The organism is Streptomyces sp. F001 (genome assembly GCF_004187715.1).
GTDB lineage: Bacteria > Actinomycetota > Actinomycetes > Streptomycetales > Streptomycetaceae > Streptomyces > Streptomyces flavusporus.
Window position 1 is genome coordinate 551,789 of record NZ_QZWF01000005.1, and the last position, 18,020, is coordinate 569,808.

At 70.1% G+C, this 18,020-nt stretch carries 15 protein-coding genes and 2 pseudogenes; 12 read left to right on the forward strand and 5 right to left on the reverse strand.

The window, feature by feature from the left end; all coding sequences use genetic code 11:
* The first annotated feature begins 37 nt into the window (after window positions 1-37).
* The 4 genes from StrepF001_RS22715 to StrepF001_RS22730 all read left to right on the forward strand — a co-directional run bounded on the left by StrepF001_RS22715 (window position 38) and on the right by StrepF001_RS22730 (window position 2,644).
* On the forward strand, window positions 38-469 hold the full coding sequence (locus tag StrepF001_RS22715) for a tautomerase family protein (protein ID WP_129800030.1): 432 nt from the start codon (window positions 38-40) through the stop codon (window positions 467-469).
* The gene (locus tag StrepF001_RS22720; RefSeq protein ID WP_129800031.1) at window positions 462-1,472 is read left to right on the forward strand and encodes an alcohol dehydrogenase catalytic domain-containing protein; all 1,011 of its coding nucleotides are present in this window, start codon (window positions 462-464) and stop codon (window positions 1,470-1,472) included. Before StrepF001_RS22715 ends, StrepF001_RS22720 begins: the two co-directional genes overlap by 8 nt.
* A 51-nt stretch (window positions 1,473-1,523) precedes the next feature.
* Window positions 1,524-2,192, forward strand: a complete 669-nt coding sequence (locus StrepF001_RS22725; RefSeq protein WP_129800032.1) for a PaaI family thioesterase — start codon at window positions 1,524-1,526, stop codon at window positions 2,190-2,192.
* A gap of 221 nt (window positions 2,193-2,413) precedes the next feature.
* A complete protein-coding gene (locus StrepF001_RS22730) occupies window positions 2,414-2,644 on the forward strand; it encodes a helix-turn-helix transcriptional regulator (RefSeq protein ID WP_240797621.1) in 231 nt (76 codons plus the stop codon).
* A 165-nt stretch (window positions 2,645-2,809) separates the two neighbouring features.
* Here the strand turns inward: StrepF001_RS22730 and StrepF001_RS49560 are convergent.
* Window positions 2,810-2,986: pseudogene (locus StrepF001_RS49560) on the reverse strand (serine hydrolase); the annotation flags it as partial.
* A gap of 379 nt (window positions 2,987-3,365) precedes the next feature.
* On the opposite strand from StrepF001_RS49560, the gene StrepF001_RS22745 reads away from it, so the two are divergent.
* From StrepF001_RS22745 to StrepF001_RS22755, 3 genes are all read left to right on the forward strand, one after another.
* Complete coding sequence (locus tag StrepF001_RS22745; protein WP_129800033.1) at window positions 3,366-3,926, forward strand: DinB family protein; 561 nt, start codon at window positions 3,366-3,368, stop codon at window positions 3,924-3,926.
* Between the two features lie 63 nt (window positions 3,927-3,989).
* Window positions 3,990-4,538, forward strand: a complete 549-nt coding sequence (locus StrepF001_RS22750) for a cupin domain-containing protein (RefSeq protein ID WP_206306909.1) — start codon at window positions 3,990-3,992, stop codon at window positions 4,536-4,538.
* Window positions 4,539-4,704: 166 nt separating this feature from the next.
* Window positions 4,705-6,294, forward strand: coding sequence for a multicopper oxidase family protein (locus StrepF001_RS22755; RefSeq protein ID WP_129800034.1), 1,590 nt, complete (start codon window positions 4,705-4,707; stop codon window positions 6,292-6,294).
* Window positions 6,295-6,443: 149 nt separating this feature from the next.
* Here StrepF001_RS22755 and StrepF001_RS22760 read toward each other — a convergent pair whose 3' ends face one another.
* The gene (locus tag StrepF001_RS22760) at window positions 6,444-8,129 is read right to left on the reverse strand and encodes a SpoIIE family protein phosphatase (protein ID WP_129800035.1); all 1,686 of its coding nucleotides are present in this window, start codon (window positions 8,127-8,129) and stop codon (window positions 6,444-6,446) included.
* A 180-nt stretch (window positions 8,130-8,309) separates the two neighbouring features.
* Here StrepF001_RS22760 and StrepF001_RS22765 point away from each other — a divergent pair, with 180 nt between their 5' ends.
* Window positions 8,310-8,600 carry a zinc-ribbon domain-containing protein gene (locus tag StrepF001_RS22765; RefSeq protein WP_129800036.1) on the forward strand — a complete coding sequence of 97 codons (291 nt, stop codon included), beginning with the start codon at window positions 8,310-8,312 and terminating at the stop codon, window positions 8,598-8,600.
* 25 nt (window positions 8,601-8,625) lie between these two features.
* Here StrepF001_RS22765 and StrepF001_RS22770 read toward each other — a convergent pair whose 3' ends face one another.
* Entirely contained in the window at window positions 8,626-8,928 is a 303-nt protein-coding gene (locus StrepF001_RS22770) for a hypothetical protein (RefSeq protein ID WP_129800037.1), read from the reverse strand.
* A gap of 213 nt (window positions 8,929-9,141) precedes the next feature.
* Here StrepF001_RS22770 and StrepF001_RS22775 point away from each other — a divergent pair, with 213 nt between their 5' ends.
* Both StrepF001_RS22775 and StrepF001_RS22780 read left to right on the forward strand, forming a co-directional pair.
* Complete coding sequence (locus StrepF001_RS22775) at window positions 9,142-11,952, forward strand: BTAD domain-containing putative transcriptional regulator (RefSeq protein ID WP_240797622.1); 2,811 nt, start codon at window positions 9,142-9,144, stop codon at window positions 11,950-11,952.
* Window positions 11,953-12,168: 216 nt separating this feature from the next.
* A complete protein-coding gene (locus StrepF001_RS22780; RefSeq protein ID WP_129800038.1) occupies window positions 12,169-13,746 on the forward strand; it encodes a CBM35 domain-containing protein in 1,578 nt (525 codons plus the stop codon).
* A gap of 110 nt (window positions 13,747-13,856) precedes the next feature.
* On the opposite strand, the gene StrepF001_RS22785 is transcribed toward StrepF001_RS22780, so the two are convergent.
* Window positions 13,857-15,041: an MFS transporter gene (locus StrepF001_RS22785; protein WP_129800039.1), complete on the reverse strand. Its 1,185-nt coding sequence runs from the start codon at window positions 15,039-15,041 to the stop codon at window positions 13,857-13,859.
* Window positions 15,042-15,114: 73 nt separating this feature from the next.
* On the opposite strand from StrepF001_RS22785, the pseudogene StrepF001_RS22790 reads away from it, so the two are divergent.
* A pseudogene (locus tag StrepF001_RS22790) lies at window positions 15,115-16,097 on the forward strand (winged helix-turn-helix domain-containing protein).
* 10 nt (window positions 16,098-16,107) lie between these two features.
* Window positions 16,108-16,614 (forward strand): glutathione peroxidase, encoded by a 507-nt coding sequence (locus tag StrepF001_RS22795; protein ID WP_129800040.1) that lies wholly within the window; start codon window positions 16,108-16,110, stop codon window positions 16,612-16,614.
* A 54-nt stretch (window positions 16,615-16,668) separates the two neighbouring features.
* Here StrepF001_RS22795 and StrepF001_RS22800 read toward each other — a convergent pair whose 3' ends face one another.
* Window positions 16,669-17,895: a pyridoxal phosphate-dependent aminotransferase gene (locus StrepF001_RS22800; RefSeq protein WP_129800041.1), complete on the reverse strand. Its 1,227-nt coding sequence runs from the start codon at window positions 17,893-17,895 to the stop codon at window positions 16,669-16,671.
* Between the last annotated feature and the right edge of the window lie 125 nt (window positions 17,896-18,020).

Sequence of the window (18,020 nt, forward strand, 5' to 3'; positions counted from 1 at the left end):
CATAGCAAGTGGCCGTCGAAGAAACCAAGGAGCCACCATGCCCATGATCCGGCTGACCGCCCCCACCGGTTCCCTGACCGAACAGGGCCGCACCACCATCCAGCGCGACCTCGCCGCGGTGTTGCTGCGCTGGGAGGGCGCACCCGACACCGCCTTCTTCCGCGCGCAGGCGTGGAGCTACCTGGTCGAGTTGCCGGAGAGTGCGCAGACCACCGCGGAGGACGACGCGCCGCGTTTCCTGGTGGAGGTCACCGTCCCGCAGGGGGCCCTGTCCGAGCGACGCAAGGCGGGCCTGGTCGAGGATGCAACGAAGACCGTCCTGGCCGCGGCCGGCCTCACCGCCGACGACGCCCTGCGCGTCTGGGTGCTGGTGCACGAACAGCCCGACGGCACCTGGGGCGCGGGCGGCTCCGTCGTCCGCTACGCCGACCTGGTGGCACTGGCGAAGGGGCAGCGCACCGATGCGTGAACTGACCTACGTCGCCAAGCGCACCGTCGAGTGGCGCGAGGCACCCGACCCCAAGCTCCAGTTCGACCGCGAGGCGATCGTCGCGCCCGTGGCCGCCACCCCCTGCGACGTCGACTCCTCCATCCTGGCCGGCCATGGCTTCATCGATCCGCCCTTCGCCCTCGGCCACGAGTGCGTCGCCCGGGTCGTCGAGACCGGCGACGCCGTCACCGCAGTAACCCCCGGCGATCTGGTCGTCGTCCCCTGGTCCATCAACTGCGGTACCTGCGACCGTTGCCGCGCCGGACTGACCGCGCACTGCACCACCGTCCCCTACATGGCGATGTACGGCGCACCGATCGGGGGCAGCTGGGGCGGACTCTTCTCCGACCTGGTCCGCGTGCCCTACGCCGACGCCATGCTCGTACCCCTGCCCACCGGCCTCGCCCCGGTCGCCATGGCCTCCGCCAGCGACAACTGGTCCCTGGCCTGGCGCCTGGTCGCACCCCATCTCAAGGCCCGCCCCGGAGCACAGGTGCTGGTCGTCGCCCGTGGAAGCATCGGCCTGTACGTGTGTGACATCGCCCGCGCCCTCGGCGCCTCCACGGTGCTCTACGTCGACCCCGAGCCCGAACACCGCGAACTCGCCCGCACCTTCGGAGCCACCACCGCCGAGACCTTGGAGCCGATCCCGCAGGGCTTCGACATCGCCGTCGAGGCCACCGGCCGCATCGACCAGCTCGCCCTGGCCGTCAAGTGCCTGACCCCGGAAGGGATCTGTGAATCGGCGGGCAACCACTTCCGCCCCGGCGAGCTGCCTCTGCTCGACATGTACCTCACCGGCGTCACCCTGCGCATCGCCCGCGACAACGTCCGCTCCCACATCCCCGACGCCCTCGCACTCGCCGCCTCCGGCAAGGTCGCCCCCGAACGGGTCGTCTCCCACGTCATCGACTGGGAGGACCTGCCGACCGCGCTGCCGGAGAAACACCTCAAGCCGGTCTTCGTCCGGACAGATGACTGACCGCCCCGACCGCAGCCCCAGCCCCACCACCCCAGCGCAGCGAGAAACCCGATGCACATCTCCCCCACCGGCCCGTCGGCCACCGCCAACGAGGAACTGGAACATCAGAAGGCGGCCATCACCCGCCTCGGCCACGAACTGCGCGGCCTGGTGGAGGCCACCGTCCGCACCGCCGCCTCCCCGGAAACCCTTCACCGGGTGGCGGACGGCGTCCGCACCATTACCGGACAGCTCACGGGGCGACGGCGTGCGAGAGCCGAGATCCCCGAGGTGGACGAATTCCCGGCGGGGACGAGGATCTACAGCCCGGTCACCGGAGCCGGCAGCCCGCTCGCCCCGCCGGTGAAGATCACGCCCACCGCCGATGGGCTGACCGGCGAGTGCACCCTCGGCATCGCCCACGAAGGCCCGCCCGGCTACGGCCACGGCGGCATGAGCGCCATGCTCCTGGACGAACTCATGGGCCGCGCCTGCGTGGCAGCCGGAATGCCCGGCCTGACCGTCTCTCTTCAGATGCGCTACCACCGCCCGGTCCCGCTGGAAACTACGCTGCTGATTCTTGCCCGCGTCACCGGCACAGATGACCGCAAGATCTTCGTGAGCGGTTCGATCACCAGCCGGACAGACCCTGACGCAAGCCTCGTCACGGCCGACGGGGTCTTCGTTGCCCCCGACCTTCACCGCGCCCGCGCCTTGTTCCCAGGTCTGCAGCGCGCCTGAGCTGCCGGTTCCACATCCCGGACCGGTCATGGTCCGGGACGTTTGGCATCAGGTTCCTGCCGACGTGCCCCGTGACACGTCTGTGACAGTCGGCGGACACCGTCGTGAAGTCGCTCGGGCAGGCTTTTCAAAAGAGGGCAAACAGCACTATTCGGGCATACATCTCCTGCTTCCGCGGGTGTGAGCAGTGATGACCGAGCCGATCCGTCGGAGGAAATCCCATGAGCCTCACAGTCACCATGCCGTACGTCGAAGCCCCCGCACCTGCGCTGGCTCCGCGGGAGCGGGAGACACTGCGCCACATCGCCGAAGGGCGCACCTACCTGCAAACGGCCCGCCACATGGGGCTCTCCAAGCACACGGTCGACGCCTATCTCCGACGTATCCGGGCCAAGCTCAACATCAACAGCACGGCCGAACTCACTCGACTGGCCATCTCCCTGGGGCTGTGACGCCCGGCCGTCCGAGTCCGACCGACCGGGCGGGAGCAGTCGATCCGCGACACCGGTCACGAGCTCCAGGTCGAGCGCCCGCCTCAGGAGTGACCTAGGGCCGGTGGGGAAGGAGAGGCCGGCGTAGACCTGGTTGAGGACCGTGGGAAGCAGGGCCTGGGCCGTGGTCCTGCCGTCGGGCGACAGGGTCAGGTTCGTCCAGATGACGAGCGTGACGTCATTGTCCGGGTCATGGCCGATGAAGGAGTTGAAGCCGGGGAGTTCACCGCCGTGGTAATACATCGCGGCCTGTGGAGCGAAGCGCTGGTAGGCGATGCCGTACCCGTACTTCTGCCCGTCGGGCGCGACCGGGTCCTCCGCCTATTGCCGTTCGCCCTATCTGCAGGGTCGGGCGCCCCTGGCGTACATGGGCCCACAGGGCGAAGCGGTCTCGTCACCAAGGGTGTGCAGGAGGAGGCGGTGCGCCGGTGCGACTCGAGTCCTGAGGCGAAGCCATGACCCACCGCGCCTTGGCCAGGATCCCGCCCGTCCTCCGACGCAACAGAGCGCTCGCGACCGCCCGACTCGCCCGCTCAACTTCACCAGGGAGACCTCGAACAGGCCACAGCCACAGCCGGCGTAAGCCGATGACGCAGTACACGGCTGGAACGACCGCGCCCGCCCGTTCGCCCGGACCGAAACTTACTGGCGAGCTCGGGCCCTCACGGACGAGCATGTGCGCATGAGTGACCAACCCACGCGATGGAGCCAGGCCACCGTCTACCCCGACATGTGGGCCGACCCGGACGACGACCCCCGCAACAGCGAAGGCGCCAGTCCGGACGGCGAGCTTGCGACGCTGCAGGACTTCCTGACGAACTACCGCACAACCCTGCGGATGAAGTGCGAGGGGCTGGATGCGGAGCAACTGGCCCGTCGGTCGGTTCCGCCGTCGACGATGTCGTTGCTCGGCCTGATCCGGCACCTCGCCGAGGTGGAGCGGGACTGGCGCAACTGGATCAGCGACGGTGATCCGCTGCCGAAGCTGTACGGCGAGCGTGACGCGGACTTCGACAGGGCTGTCGCCGAGCAGGCCGAGGTCGACGCCGCGTACTCCGATCTGGAGCGTGAGCAGGCCTCGACGGATGCCGCGCTGGCCGAGCACCCGGATCTGGGCGAGCGTCTGGGGAAGGACGGGATCGCAGTTCGGGAGCTGATGGTGCACAGGATCGAGGAGTATGCCCGTCACTGCGGGCACGCCGACCTGCTGCGCGAGTGCATCGACGGAAGGGTGGGCCAGTGACGAGTCCGGGTGTCTGACCTACTGGGTGGACCCGCCGGGCACCTTCCAGGAATCGTGCATAGGATGACGGAAGGTAGTGAAAGCGACACCTGGGAGGCCGTGATGGCGGCTCTCCGCCTCGTAGTCGAACCGGACGAGGGAAATTCGATCTGGCTCGCGGGCCTGGGCGTCGATTTCAAGCTCGGGGGCGAGGACACCGGCAACCAGTTCTCGATCCTCGAGCACCTGATCGAACCGGGCCGTCTCATACCGCCGCACGTGCACAGCCGCGAGGACGAGTTCACCTACGTCCTGCAGGGCCGGGTCGGCGCCCGGGTGGGTGACCACGAGGCAACGGCAGGGCCGGGCTCGTACATCATCAAGCCGCGAGAGATCCTGCATACCGTCTGGAACGCCGGACCGGAACCGGCGAGGGTCCTGGAGATCATCTCCCCCGCCGGCTTCGAAGGGTTCTTCGAAGAGCTGGGGAGGGCCGCCGAGACGGCGGCCGATCCTGCCGAGTTCCTCCAGCGACGCGCCGAGCTGGGCGAGCGGCACGGCCTGGGGTTCTCGGACGAGTGGGTCGCCGAACTCACCGCCAGGTACGGGCTCAAGCTGCTCGGCGAACCGTGACCGCGGTACACGCCGCCGCCCGTCCTCCCGTCGGCTTCGCCCCACCGGGTCTGGGCGAGGAGCCTTGGTGCGCGGCACTTGCGTCCGCAAGGGCCGCGCCCCCGATTCGTGAGACGCGCCGCATCAGTTCTCACATATAAGACCACAAGACAGGTCTTATTTACCCATGCACACATATACGCGGCGCACCTTGCTCGGCGCCTCGATCGTGGCGGCCGGCTCGGGAGTCCTGACCGCCTGTACCGGGTCCGGCGCGTACCCCGGTGCCACCGGCCGGACGGGTGGCAGGCACAGCGGCGGTTTCGTCCCCAAGGGGCCCAAGGGATACGTCAACCCGTCCGATCCCGAGGTCGTCGCCGTCGAGAAGAAGCGCGGCGCCGGTCCCGTCCGCAGGTTCACGCTCACCGCCACCGAGACCTCCCTCGACCTGGGCGGACGGACCGTCAGGTCATGGGCGTACGGCGACACGCTGCCCGGCAAGGAGGTCCGGATCACCGCGGGCGACGTACTCGATCTCACGCTCGCCAACCATCTGCGCGAGGCGACGACGCTGCACTCGCACGGTATCCGGATGCGCTGCGACATGGACGGCGTACCGGGCCTGACCCAGTACTCCATCAAGCCCGGCGCGGACTTCACCTACCGCTTCGCCGTGGCGGACCCGGGCACGTACTGGCTGCATTCGCACTCGGGCATGCAGCTCGACCGCGGCCTGTACGCCCCGCTGATCGTCGAGGACCCCAAGGAGCCGCTGTCCTACGACAAGGAGTGGGTCGTCGTCCTGGACGACTGGCTGGACGGCGTGGCCGGATCCACCCCGGACGGCGTGCTCGCGCAGTTGCGGAACGGCAAGGGCGAGCCGATGGACATGGGTGAGGGAGACGTACACAACGGTTCGGACCATGACAGGTCCGCCGGCCCCTCCCGCATCCTGCGGGACTCCCACAGCCGCATCCTGGACAGCGAGGGAGGCAATGTCGACTACCCGTACTACCTGGTCAATGGCCGCCTTCCGCAGGCTCCCTCGGTTTTCCGGGCCCGCCCTGGGGACCGCATCCGGCTGCGGATCATCAACGCCGGGGGCGACACCGCCTTCCGGGTGGCACTGGGTGATCACGAGATGACGGTGACACACACGGACGGCTACCCGGTCGAGCACACGAAGACGGACGCGCTGCTGCTCGGTATGGCCGAACGCTACGACGTGCTGATCACCGCCAAGGACGGGGTGTTCCCGCTGGTCGCGCTCGCCGAGGGCAAGAACGCGCACGCCCTGGCAGTCCTGCGCACCGGCAGCGGGACGCTTCCCCCGCCCTCCGTGCATCCGGACGAGCTCGAGGGCCGGCTTGTGCCCGCCAGACGGCTCCTGCCGGACGAATCCGTGGCCCTCGGCGACGACGAACCGGACCGCGAGATGCGCATCAAACTGACCGGCGGTATGGAGAACTTCGACTGGGGCTTCGATCACAAGCCCTACTCCATCGAGCAACGCGTCCCGGTCCGGGAAGGTGAACGGGTCCGCCTGACTCTCATCAACGCCACCGACATGTGGCACCCCGTGCACCTGCACGGCCACACGTTCGCCCTCACCGGCATCGACGCGGCCGGAGCCCGCAAGGACACCGCCCACGTACGGCCCCACCGCAAGCTCGTCATCGACTTCTACGCCGACAACCCGGGCCTGTGGATGCTGCACTGCCACAACCAGTACCACTCCGAGTCCGGCATGATGACCATCCTCGGCTACCGGAAGTGACGATTGCTCAGGTTCCGCTACGGGCTGCGTGTACCGGGGCCGCGGAAGCGTACCCGCGGCGCGATCGGCCGCGTTACCGGCCCACGGGTGCGAGCGGCGGTGTCGGCGACGCCCTCGCCCAGAGCGGTGCGCCGGGGCCGAGTCGGCCGTCAGTTCGGCCGTTGACGGGCAGCGAGCAGCGCGACGTCGTCCTCGTGGGCGCCGTGCGCCAGGCGGGCCAGGAGGGCGTCGAGCATGGCCTCCAGCGGGCTCTCCGTGGGCAGTTGCAGCTCGGTGAGGGCGCGCAGCCGGGTGTCGATGTCCGTGCCGCGCTGCTCCACCAGCCCGTCGGTGTAGAGCAGCAGGACTGTGCCGGGCTCGGTCGGGACGGTGACGGACTCGTAGTCTCCGAGTTCGGCGCCGAGGGGTGGGCCGGCCGGGAGCCACAGCATTTCGGAGGTTCCCCCGGGGTGAACGGCGAGCGGCGGCAGGTGCCCGGCGCTGGCTGCGGTGCAGATGCCGGCCTGGGGATCCATGAGGACGAGAAGGCAGGTGGCGACACGGTCGAGGCCGATGTGCGCGACCCGGCGGTCGACCTCGCCGAGGATGTCGTCGACGGGCATGTCGGAGGCGGCGACGGTGCGCAGGAGGGAGCGGTACTGGCTCATGGTGACGGCGGCCTGGAAGCCGTGGCCCATCACGTCGCCCATGACCAGCAGGGTGCGGCCGCCGGGCAGGGCGAGCGAGTCGTACCAGTCACCGCCGACGAGGGCGCTGCGGCCGGAGGGCAGATAGCGAGTGGCGACCTCGACACCGGCGTGGGGGCTGCCCGGTTCGGACAGCAGGGCACGCTGCAACTCCAGTGCCATGGTGTGCTCACGGGTGTATCGGCGGGCGCTGTCGATGGCCACGGCTGCTCGCCCGGCCAGGCCCTGGGCCGTGACGACGTCGTCCTCGCTGAAAGGCGCTGACGCACCGGCCCGCCCCAGGATCACGACACCGACACAGCGTCCTGCTGTGGGCAGCGGGACGACAAGAACCGAGTGGACCCCGGCCGCGCGGAAGATCCTCACCCGCTCGGGGTCGACCGTCACCTTCTCGATCAGTTCGTCCGTGGCCAGATTGCCCAGCCATGGCCGCCCGGTGTCCATGCACCGCCGGGTGACCGAAGTCCGCGGCAGGTCCAGGTACTCATCGGGTCCGCCCAGGTGACGTAAGTGCCATCTCAGTTCCTGCGGGGCGGAGAGTGCCGTCTTGCGCAGTCGGAGCATGCCGGGAGCAGGCGTACCGCAGAACTCGTCCTCGACGGTCCCGACCGCGGCGACATCGGCCATGGAGGGCGCAAGGAAGTCGGCCAGCTCGGTGCACGTGGTCTCGATGTCGAGTGTGGTGCCGATCCGGGTGGCCGCAAGGTCCAGCAGGGCAAGCCGCTGGTGTGCGTTCTCGAGGTCGTCCAGGTATCGGCCGAGGTTGCTGACCTCGACGCCGATCCCGCATACGGCAAGGCCTCGGTCCCGCGTCTTCAGCCGGTGGAAGACCCCACGCCACAGTCTGCGACCGAGGTGGGAGGGGACGCGTGTGGTGCCCGTGAAGGTCGCCTCCCTGGGCTGCCCGTCCTCCAGCACCTTGAGCAGGACGTCATCGGGCCAGGAGACGTCGGGCAGCACCTCACCCAGGGGCCGGCCCAGATACGCGGCGGCGGGGACGCCACTGACCCGGACCCAGGCAGGGTTGACGTAGAGATAGCGGAGCCGCTCGTCGAGCATCACCACGGGAGCCAGGGTCTCTTCGATGATCCGGCGCAGCAGTCCGCACTCGCACTCCCCGTCCATCAGGTCGTCCATCAGGTCGTCCATCGACCTCGGCGCCTCTCTTTGATCACCGTCCTGACCAGGGAAATCCCTCCCCCCATCCTGTGGCAGAGACCGGCGTGGCGCATCTCGGCCCAGCTCCGTACAGAGCCCAGGGCACGGACATGGGGTCGGCCACGATGGCACTGTGTTGTCGGTAGGCGCCGACCTGGAAGGATCGAGATCATGATCATCTTTGGCACCAAGGGATACCTGTACCAGCTCGCGATACTGACGCTCGTGTGCGGGCAGTGCGCCACCCCCGCCGCGCACACGCTCAGGAAGCGCGTCACGAAGTTCACGCTGTTCTTCGTGCCGCTGTTCCCGGTCTCGACGAAGTACATGACCCAGTGCACCTTCTGCGGCGCGGAGCAGAAGGTGTCCCAGGCACAGGCGGAGCAGCTTCAGGCGCAGGCTGCCGGCGGCCCACGCGGCCAGGCGTACGGGCAGTCGCACCAGCAGCCGTACCAGTCCTGAGCCAGGCGGAGAGCTGTCGCAGGATTCACCTGTGAGTGGCCTGAACGTCCCCGAAGTGGGCGTGGTCCACAACGGCCCGTACGGCCTCCTTCAGGCTCGGCAACCCGGCCGACACCCGGTCGTCGGTGAAGACGTGGCCAGGCCGGACCCGGGCGTACGCGGACCAGGTTCCGGCCTCGGACGGGATGACGCGGCCGACCGGAAACCCGCCGGGAAACCCGTCGTCGACGCAGACGTACACCACCACCGCGGTACGCCTGCGTTCCGGCATGAGGAAGAGCCTGCGCTGTTGCAGCAAGCTCTTGAGAGACCCGTCGTCGACCGCCACGTCCGTGTTCCTTCCTCAAAAGCTTCTCGAAGGCTTCTTGAAGGACGGCGGCCGTTCCCCCCGCATACGGCCGCCGCCCGGCACTTGCAAACCGTGGCGGCAGACGCTGCAATGCCGATGAAATTCTGATGATGCGCGGCGCAGGGCGGAGGCTTCGGGGTGAGCGGGGGATCTGGATCGCCTGGGCGGCTTCGGCTCGCGATGCTCGGGCCCATGCGGGCCTGGCGGGACGGCACACCGCTGGATCTGGGGCCCGTCCGGCGCCAGGCCGTGCTGGCCGCGCTGGCGCTGCGTCCGGGCCTGCTGGTGAGCCACGAGCAGGTGCTCGACGGGGTCTGGGGAGACGAGCCGCCGAAGACCGGCCGCAGCGTACTGCCCAGTTATGTCTACGCGTTACGGCGGACCCTCGACGCCCGGGGCACCGGTCCCGCCGATTCGGTGATTCGCGGGGAACGGGGCGGGTACCGGCTCACCGCCGACGGCGTCGGCCTGGACGTGGCGGAGCTGGACGAGCAGCTCGACGGCGCGCAGCGCGCGAAGGCGGCCGGCGATCCGGCCACCGCGTTCGCCCGGTTTTCCGAGGCGCTCGCCCTGTTCCGCGGCGAACCGCTGGCCGGGCTGCCCGGACCCTTCGCCGACGTCGAGCGGCAACGGCTGTCGCAGCGGCTGCGCACGGTACGAGTGGAGCGGCTCGAATGCCTCGTCCTGCTCGGCCGTTTCACCGACGCGCTGGACGACCTCGCCGCCCTGTCGGTGTCCAGTCCGTACGACGAGTCGCTCACGTCTCTGCGTATGCGCGCCCTGTACGGCAGCGAACGTCAGGCGGAAGCGCTGACCGTCTATCAGGACATGTGCGAGCGCCTGCGCGAGGAGCTCGGGGTCGATCCCGGTACGGAACTCCGCCGCGTACATGAGGCGGTGCTGCGCCGGGACGACGCCTCCTTGCTGCCCGGCCCACGCCGCTCCCGCCGTACGGTCAACGAACTGCCGGGCGACGCCGGTCACTTGACCGGACGAGAGGCCGAACTGGCGCAGCTGATCGCGCCGTCTGCGCCCGGATCCGTGTCCCTCATCACGGTGGACGGCACGGCCGGGGTCGGCAAGACCGCGCTCGTCGTCCGGGCGGCACGGGAGCTCAGCGCCCAGTACCCGGACGGCTGCCTGTTCGTGGACCTGCGCGCGCACAGCACGCAGCGGCGGCAGTCGCCGGAGCAGGCGCTGCAACGGCTGCTGCGGTCGCTCGGCGCGGCCACGGGCGAGTTGCCGAGCGACCTCGACGAACTCACCTCCGTATGGCGCGCGGCCACCAGCCCGCTACGACTGCTCCTCGTGCTGGACGACGCCCTGGACGCCGACCAGATACGGCCTCTGCTGCCCGCCGGTGCGGGAAGCAGAGTGCTGGTGGCCGGCCGCCGACGGCTGGCCGAACTGGACGCCGACCGACGGGTCACCCTGGAGCCCCTGGAGAGCGGGGACGCGGTGTCCCTGCTCACGCACATCATCGGAGCGGAACGCGCGAGCAGGGAGCCGGAGGCCACGCAGCAGCTGGTCGGGCTGTGCGACGGGCTGCCGCTGGCCCTGCGCATCGCCGGGTCACGGCTGCAGAACCGCCGCACCTGGACGGTGGAGCACCTGGTGGGCCGCATGGCAGGCGACGAGCAGCGGCGGCTCGGGGAACTGAGCGTCGGGGACCGCAGCGTGGAGGCGACCTTCCAGGTGTCGTACGACCAACTCGCACCCGAGCAGCAGCGCGGATACCGCGCCCTGGGCCTGGCGCCGACGGTCGAGTTCGACGTACTGACGCCTGCGACGATGCTCGGCCGGCCGTCGTACGACACCGAGCGGGTCCTGGAGCATCTGGTCGACGCCAGTCTCCTGCAGGAGCCGCGTCCCGGCCGCTACCGCCTGCACGACTTGGTACGGGTGCATGCGCGGCGCCTCGCGGAAGCCGCGCCCGGCGAAGCCGCCGCCGCACGCACGGCCGCGCTCCGCCTCTGCCTGGACGCGGCCCGGATCGCCAGCGACTGGGGGCCGGGCGGTTTCCCCACGGGACCTCAACCCGCCGGAGCACCCTTCACGACCTGGCAGGAGGCGGAGGCGTGGCTGGACGCGGCCGCCGGAGAGCTCACGGACGTCGTGGGGTACGCGGTGGCCCACGGCGAAGCCGACTACGCCTGCTGGATCGCCGAGGCGCTGGTCGACTACTTCGTACGGCAGGGCCGCTACCACGAGTCGCAGACCGCCCTCGAAATCGCCTACGCGCAGGTGGACGGGGCCACCGACCAGCGGATGGCCGGCGCACTGCTGAACTGCCTGGGCTACACCGCCGTATACCAACGCCGGTACAAGCAGGCGCGGACCTACTTCACCGAGGCACTGGAGCTCAGCCGACGCCGCCCCGAACCCTGGGAGGAGGCCCGGACTCTGGTCGGGCTGGGGGCTCTCGACCTGAGCGTGGGCGAAGGCGACCGGGCCATCACACAGCTCACCCCGGGGTTGGACCTGGCCAAGCGACAGCGCAGCGACTGGGTCGCCTCGATGGGGCTCGTCGTCCTCGGCCTCTCCCACTACTTCGAGAGGCGCAACGAGGCGGCGCTGGCCTGCTTCGCCGACGCCCACACCCACGCCGGCACGGACGGCCGACCGCGCATGCTCGGACGAGCTCTGAGCTGCGCCGCCGACGTCCACCTCCGCCTGGGCAACTACGGTGAGGCCAGGAGGCTGTACCGCGAGGCGATCCACCTGGTCGAGCAGGTCGGCGACCCGTTCCTCTACGCCCGCAGCCTGACCGGGCTGGGCACGGCGGAGCAGGGCGAGGGAAACCTCGGCGCGGCCATCGCCCTGCATCACCAGGCCCTCCGCCAGCACCGGTTGCTGTCCCCGCTCACCGAACCCAGCTACGACTGGCTGGAGATGGACATCCGATCCCGCCTGGGCCGCGCCTACCTGGCGACGGGTCGCGTCGGTGAGGCGCGGGGGCAGTTCCAGGCCGTGCTCGACGTGCGGGACCGCGCAGCCCGGTAGCAGCGGTGGCGGCAGCAGCACGCTTGTTCATGTTCATGAATAAGGATCAAGTACACGTCCATTGACGCGTTCACGGCGACCGCTTTAACGTCTCGGGAAAGCGCTTTCTCCCGTGCTTTGTCGGCGCCCGGATCCAGTATCCGGTCGTCCAGCTCACTCACGCCCGTTTCACGTTCATGAACCTGATGGCACCCGCTGACCAACCAGGAGACAACGATGCAACGAAGAGCCGCCCTCATGTGCGTCAGCCTGCTGACCGGCCCGCTCGTCGCGCTCTCCGGCACCATGGCGCAGGCCGCGACCACCCGGTACGAGGCCGAGAGCTCACCGTCCGTCTGCACCGGCACCATCGACTCCGACTGGGCCGGTTACTCGGGCAGCGGGTTCTGCAACGGCACCAACGCGGTCGGCGCCCACGCACAGTTCACCGTGAACGCGCCTGCCGCGGGCACCGCGACGCTGAGGGTCCGCTTCGCCAACGGAACCACCACCGCGCGCCCGGCCGGCCTGGTCGTCAACGGGTCCACGGTGCAGACGCCGTCGTTCGAAGGCACGGGCGCCTGGTCGACCTGGGTCACCCAGACCCTGACCGTGTCGCTGAACGCGGGCAGCAACACCGTACGGCTCAACCCGACCACCGCCGCCGGTCTGCCGAACATCGACCACCTCGAGGTCGAGACGGGCGGCGACACCACCCCGCCACCGGCCGCCGACGCGCTGTACGTGGCGCCGAACGGCACCGACAGCGCGGCCGGAACCCAGACGGCCCCCACCACGCTCACCTCGGCGATCAGCCGCATCACCCCCGGCGGCACGATCTACCTGCGCGGCGGGACGTACCACCACGCACAGACGATCACCATCCCGGCCGGCAACAACGGCACCTCCAGTGCCCGTACGAAGCTGTCCGCCTACCCCGGTGAGACCCCGGTCCTGAACTTCTCCGCCCAGAGCGAGTCCTCGTCCAACCGCGGGCTCGCCGTGAACGGGTCGTACTGGCATGTCTCCGGCATCGTCGTCGAGCGGGCCGGCGACAACGGGATCTTCGTCGGCGGCAGCAACAACGTCTTCGAGCGCACGGTGACCCGTTTCAACCGTGACACAGGCCTGCAGCTCTCGCGGATGGCCTCCACCACCCCGCGCGAGCAGTGGCCGTCCGACAACCTCATCCTGAGCGCCGAGTCGCACGACAACGCCGACTCCGACGGCGAGGACGCCGACGGCTTCGCCACCAAGCTCACCTCCGGCCCCGGGAACGTCTTCCGCCACGCCGTCGCCCACCACAACATCGACGACGGCTGGGACCTCTACACCTACGCCGACGAGGGCCCCATCGGCGCGGTGACCATCGAGGACTCCCTCGCCTACGAGAACGGCACCCTCAGCGACGGCTCCCAGGCCGGGAACGGCGACCGCAACGGCTACAAGCTCGGCGGCGAGGACGTCCCGGTCAACCATGTCGTCCGGCGCAGCATCGCCTACGACAACGGCAAGCACGGGTTCACCTACAACAGGAACCCCGGCACGATGACGGTCTCGGACAACGTCAGCATCGACAACACCGAGCGCAACTTCTCCTTCGACGCGGGCACTTCGGTGTTCCGCAGCAACACCTCGTGCCGCAGCGGCAGTGGGACGAACGACCGGATCGTCGGCGACGCCGACAGCTCGAACCAGTTCTGGTCCGGCTCGAACGGCTCCCGGTGCTCCTCGTACGCCGGTGCCCTGCGCTGGTCCTACGCGGCGGACGGGCGCCTGGTCGTGACGTTCGGCGGGAATCAGGTGACGCCGTAACTTCACCGGAACCCCCCTCGCGACCCGGCCGGCACCCCGAGGTGCCGGCCGGGTCAGTGGTTCGCGTCGGCGAGGATCCCGCCGTCCGTGCCTCGTGGCGCCGTCCCGCTTCACGCCTCCACGGCTGCCGGCCTCGCCCCGGCCCTCCGCCAGCCCCAGGCCAGGCAACCCGTCACCGCGAGCGACGCGGCCGCCATCACCGTCATTCCCGTTGCCGGGGAGGTCAGTTGGGCCACCGTGCCCGCGAGGGCCGCGGCCACGCCCTGCATGGTGAGCATCCCGGCGGAGCGCAACCCGAGGGCGTGGCCCGCCATGGCGTCGGGGGTGAGGGACATCAGGCGCTCCTGCTGGACCAGGCTCGCGGCGAACCCGACGTTGGAGAGGCACACGGCCAAGGCGGCGAGGACCACCCCTGGCCGCAACACGAAGAGCAGATACGGCGTCGCCAGCAGCAGGAGCAGCGGGGTGGCCAGCCGGGGGCGCAGGGCGGGCGGTACGAAACGGCCGATGATCACGTCGCCGACGAACATGCCCAGCGCCCCGCACGCGAACAGCGCCCCGGCGGCGTGGGGGGCGTAGGAGACGTAGAGGGAATCGCAGCCGACGACCAGGCCGTTGGGGATCCACAGGCCCAGGTAGGTGAGGCGGCGCCGGCGCGAGGACCACAGGAGGGCGTTCGTGCGCCAGGTCGCCGCGACCGAGGGGCGGCCCGAGGAGCGTGGCGGGCGGGCGGTCAGGCCCAGGCGGTAGCCCAGGGCCGACATCAGGTACAGCGCCGCCGCGAGGAGCAGACAGGTGCGCGGGGACAGGAGCGCCAGGAGCGCGCCGCCCGTCGCGAAACCGATGACCTGCATCAGCCCGGAGGCCATGTTGAACACCGAACGCCCCAGCACGAAACCGTCCTTGGGGAGGATCTCGTTCAGCAGCCCCCCGGTCACTCCCCCGCCCAGCGACGCGATCAGGCCCTGCACGAGGACGACGCCGAAGACCGCCCAGATCGGCAGTCCGGGCAGTGCCAGCACCGCCGTGAGGGCCGCGAAGGCGAGACCCATCCCGGCCAGCGTCGACCGCGGGCGCAGCCGGTCGGCGCCCGAGAGCAGGAAGGTCGCACCCAGCACCTGCGCCAGCTGCGGCCCGAACATGCTCATCGCCGACAGCAGCGGCGAGTCGGTGGCCCGGTAGACCAGTGTGGCGAGCGACAGACCGCCGATCGTCAGGGCCGCGTTGTAGGCGGCGTAGGAGAGGAAGAAGGGGGTGAACTCCGGGGTGCGGAAGAGATCGCGGTAGCTGCGCATGCACGGGAGTCTCGGAACAGCCGGGAGGCGGTCGTTATTGTTTCGCTCGTCGGCGAAACCTACGGGGGTGGTCATGGGCTGGTGGCAGCTGAACGCCGACACCCTCGCCCGCAGCCGGTTCGCGTTGTCCCCGTTCGCCGAGACCTTCGCGAGCCTGAAGCTGCTGCACGCCGGCACCGGCGCCCATCCCGGCGAGGAGGCCTGGCTGCGCGCCCACCTGCCCGGCTACCGTGCGCTCCTCGCGGCCGACCCGGTGACCGCGCAGCTCGTCCGCGCCGGGCTCGGCAAGTCCTGGATCGCCGACTTCCTCGCACCCCTCCCGTGCGACGGGGAGCCCCTCGAAGAGACGCTGGCCCAGGTGCGTGCGACCGACCCCGCCGAGGCCCGCGCCAACCTCCGCGTCTCCCTCCCCGGCCCCCTCCCTGCCGCCCTGGAACGGGATGACCTGCCGGACCGGGCGGCCGCGCTCCTGGAGTACGTCTGGACTCAGACCGTACGGCCGCACTGGGACCGTCGGCGGCGCATCCTGGAGGCGGACGTGGTCGCCCGGACCTCGCAGGTGAGCCGGGGCGGTTGGGCGGCCGTACTGGACTCCCTGAAGCCGGGGCAGACGCGCTGGCTCGGCGACAACCGGCTCCAGGTGAACGTGCACGAGTACCCGCCCCGCGATATTTCCGGCGCCGAACTCGTCCTCGTGCCGGTCACACCAGGGCACGGCTGGGTGTACTGGGAGATACCGAAGCGGTACGCCATCGTCTACGGCTGCACGGGCGCCCTCGCCGACCCCGGCGCCCGGCTCGTGCCCGCGAGCCTCGGCGCGCTGCTCGGCACCGCGCGGGCCGGGGTGCTCGTCCTCCTCGACTCACCCATGAGTACGAGCCAGTTGGTCGCCGTGACCGGACAGGGGCTCGGCTCGGTGGGCGGCATCTGCGGGTGCTGCTGGACGCGGGGCTGGTGGAGCGGCGGCGGGCGGGGCGGTCGGTGCTGTACTCGCGGACGGCGGCCGGGGAGGTTCTGGTCAAGGCCCAGCAGGGTGCCGGCACCGACCGGAGTTAGCATCCGCTGCATGACTACTGACACCACCGGCAACTCCGTACTCGACGTCGACATCGATGCGCTCCAGGGCGGTGCGGCGGACCTCGGCCAGTACAAGGGCCGGGCCGTCCTCGTCGTGAACGTGGCCTCCAAGTGCGGGCTGACCCCGCAGTACGCGGGCCTGGAGCGGCTGCACGAGCGGTACGCCGCACAGGGCTTCACCGTGCTCGGCGTGCCCTGCAACCAGTTCATGGGGCAGGAACCCGGGTCCTCCGAGGAGATCGCCGAGTTCTGCTCGGCGACGTACGGCGTGACCTTCCCGATGACCGAGAAGGTCGAGGTCAACGGGGACGGACGGCATCCGCTGTACGACCGCCTGGTCGGCTTCGCCGACGCCGAGGGACACAGCGGCGACATCCGCTGGAACTTCGAGAAGTTCCTGATCGGCCGGGACGGCACGGTCGTCGCCCGCTTCTCGCCGCAGACCGAGCCGGAGGCGGCGGAGGTGGTGGCCGCCGTGGAGTCGGCGATCAAGTAACTCCGCAGGAGGTACGGCGGTTGCCAGGGCGCTCCCGGCAACCGCCGCCGCATGTCAGTCGCGCGCCTCGGCCAGCAGCTTCTGGATCCGGCTCACGCCCTCGACGAGGTCCTCGTCACCGAGGGCGTACGACAGCCGCAGGTAGCCCGGCGTACCGAAGGCCTCGCCCGGTACGACCGCCACCTCGGCCTCCTCCAGGATGAGTTCGGCCAGCTCGACCGAGCTCTGCGGCCGCTTGCCGCGGATCTCCCTGCCGAGCACGCCCTTGACCGACGGGTACGCGTAGAAGGCGCCCTCGGGCATCGGGCAGATGACGCCGTCGATCTCGTTGAGCATCGGGACGATCAGGTTGCGGCGGCGGTCGAAGGCCTCACGCATCAGGGCCACGGCGGAGAGGTCGCCGGAGACGGCGGTGACCGCGGCGGCCTGGGCGACGTTGTTGACGTTCGAGGTGGCGTGCGACTGGTGGTTCGTCGCGGCCTTCACCACGTCCTCGGGGGCGATGATCCAGCCGACCCGCCAGCCCGTCATGGCGTAGGTCTTGGCGAGGCCGTTGACGACGATGCACTTGTCGCGTAGCTCGGGGACGAGGACCGGAAGCGACGTGAACTGGGCGTCGGCGTACACCAGATGCTCGTAGATCTCGTCGGTCAGCACCCACAGTCCGTGCTCGACGGCCCAGCGGCCGATCGCCTCGACCTCGGCCGTGCTGTAGACCGCGCCGGTCGGGTTGGACGGGGAGACGAAGAGGAGGGCCTTGGTCTTCTCCGTGCGGGCCGCCTCCAGCTGCTCGACGGTGACCTTGTAGCCGGCCGTCTCGTCGGCGACGACGTCGACGGGGACGCCGCCGGCGAGGCGGACCGACTCCGGGTACGTCGTCCAGTACGGGGCCGGGACGACGACCTCGTCGCCCGGGTCGAGGATCGCGGCGAAGGCGTTGTAGATGGCCTGCTTGCCGCCGTTGGTGACCAGGATCTGGGACGGGGCGACCTCGTAGCCGGAGTCGCGGAGCGTCTTGGCGGCGATGGCCTTGCGCAGCGCGGGCAGTCCGGCCGAAGGCGTGTAGCGGTGGTTGGCCGTGTCGCGGCAGGCGGCCACGGCGGCCTCGACGATGTAGTCCGGGGTGGGGAAGTCGGGCTCGCCGGCGCCGAAGACGATGACGGGACGCCCGGCGGCCCTGAGGGCCTTGGCCTTGGCGTCCACGGCGAGGGTCACGGACTCGGAGATGGCGGCGACGCGGGCCGAGATGCGGCCCTGGGGCTCGGGGGTTGCAGCGGTCATGGGCGGCAGCATCGCACCGGCCCGAGACGGGCGGCAATGCACGGCCACCCCCGTTGATCCGCATCCATACCTTTTGCCGGTAACGCCCCTGTGTCGCGTTACGACAGACGCAATCAGGACGGTCG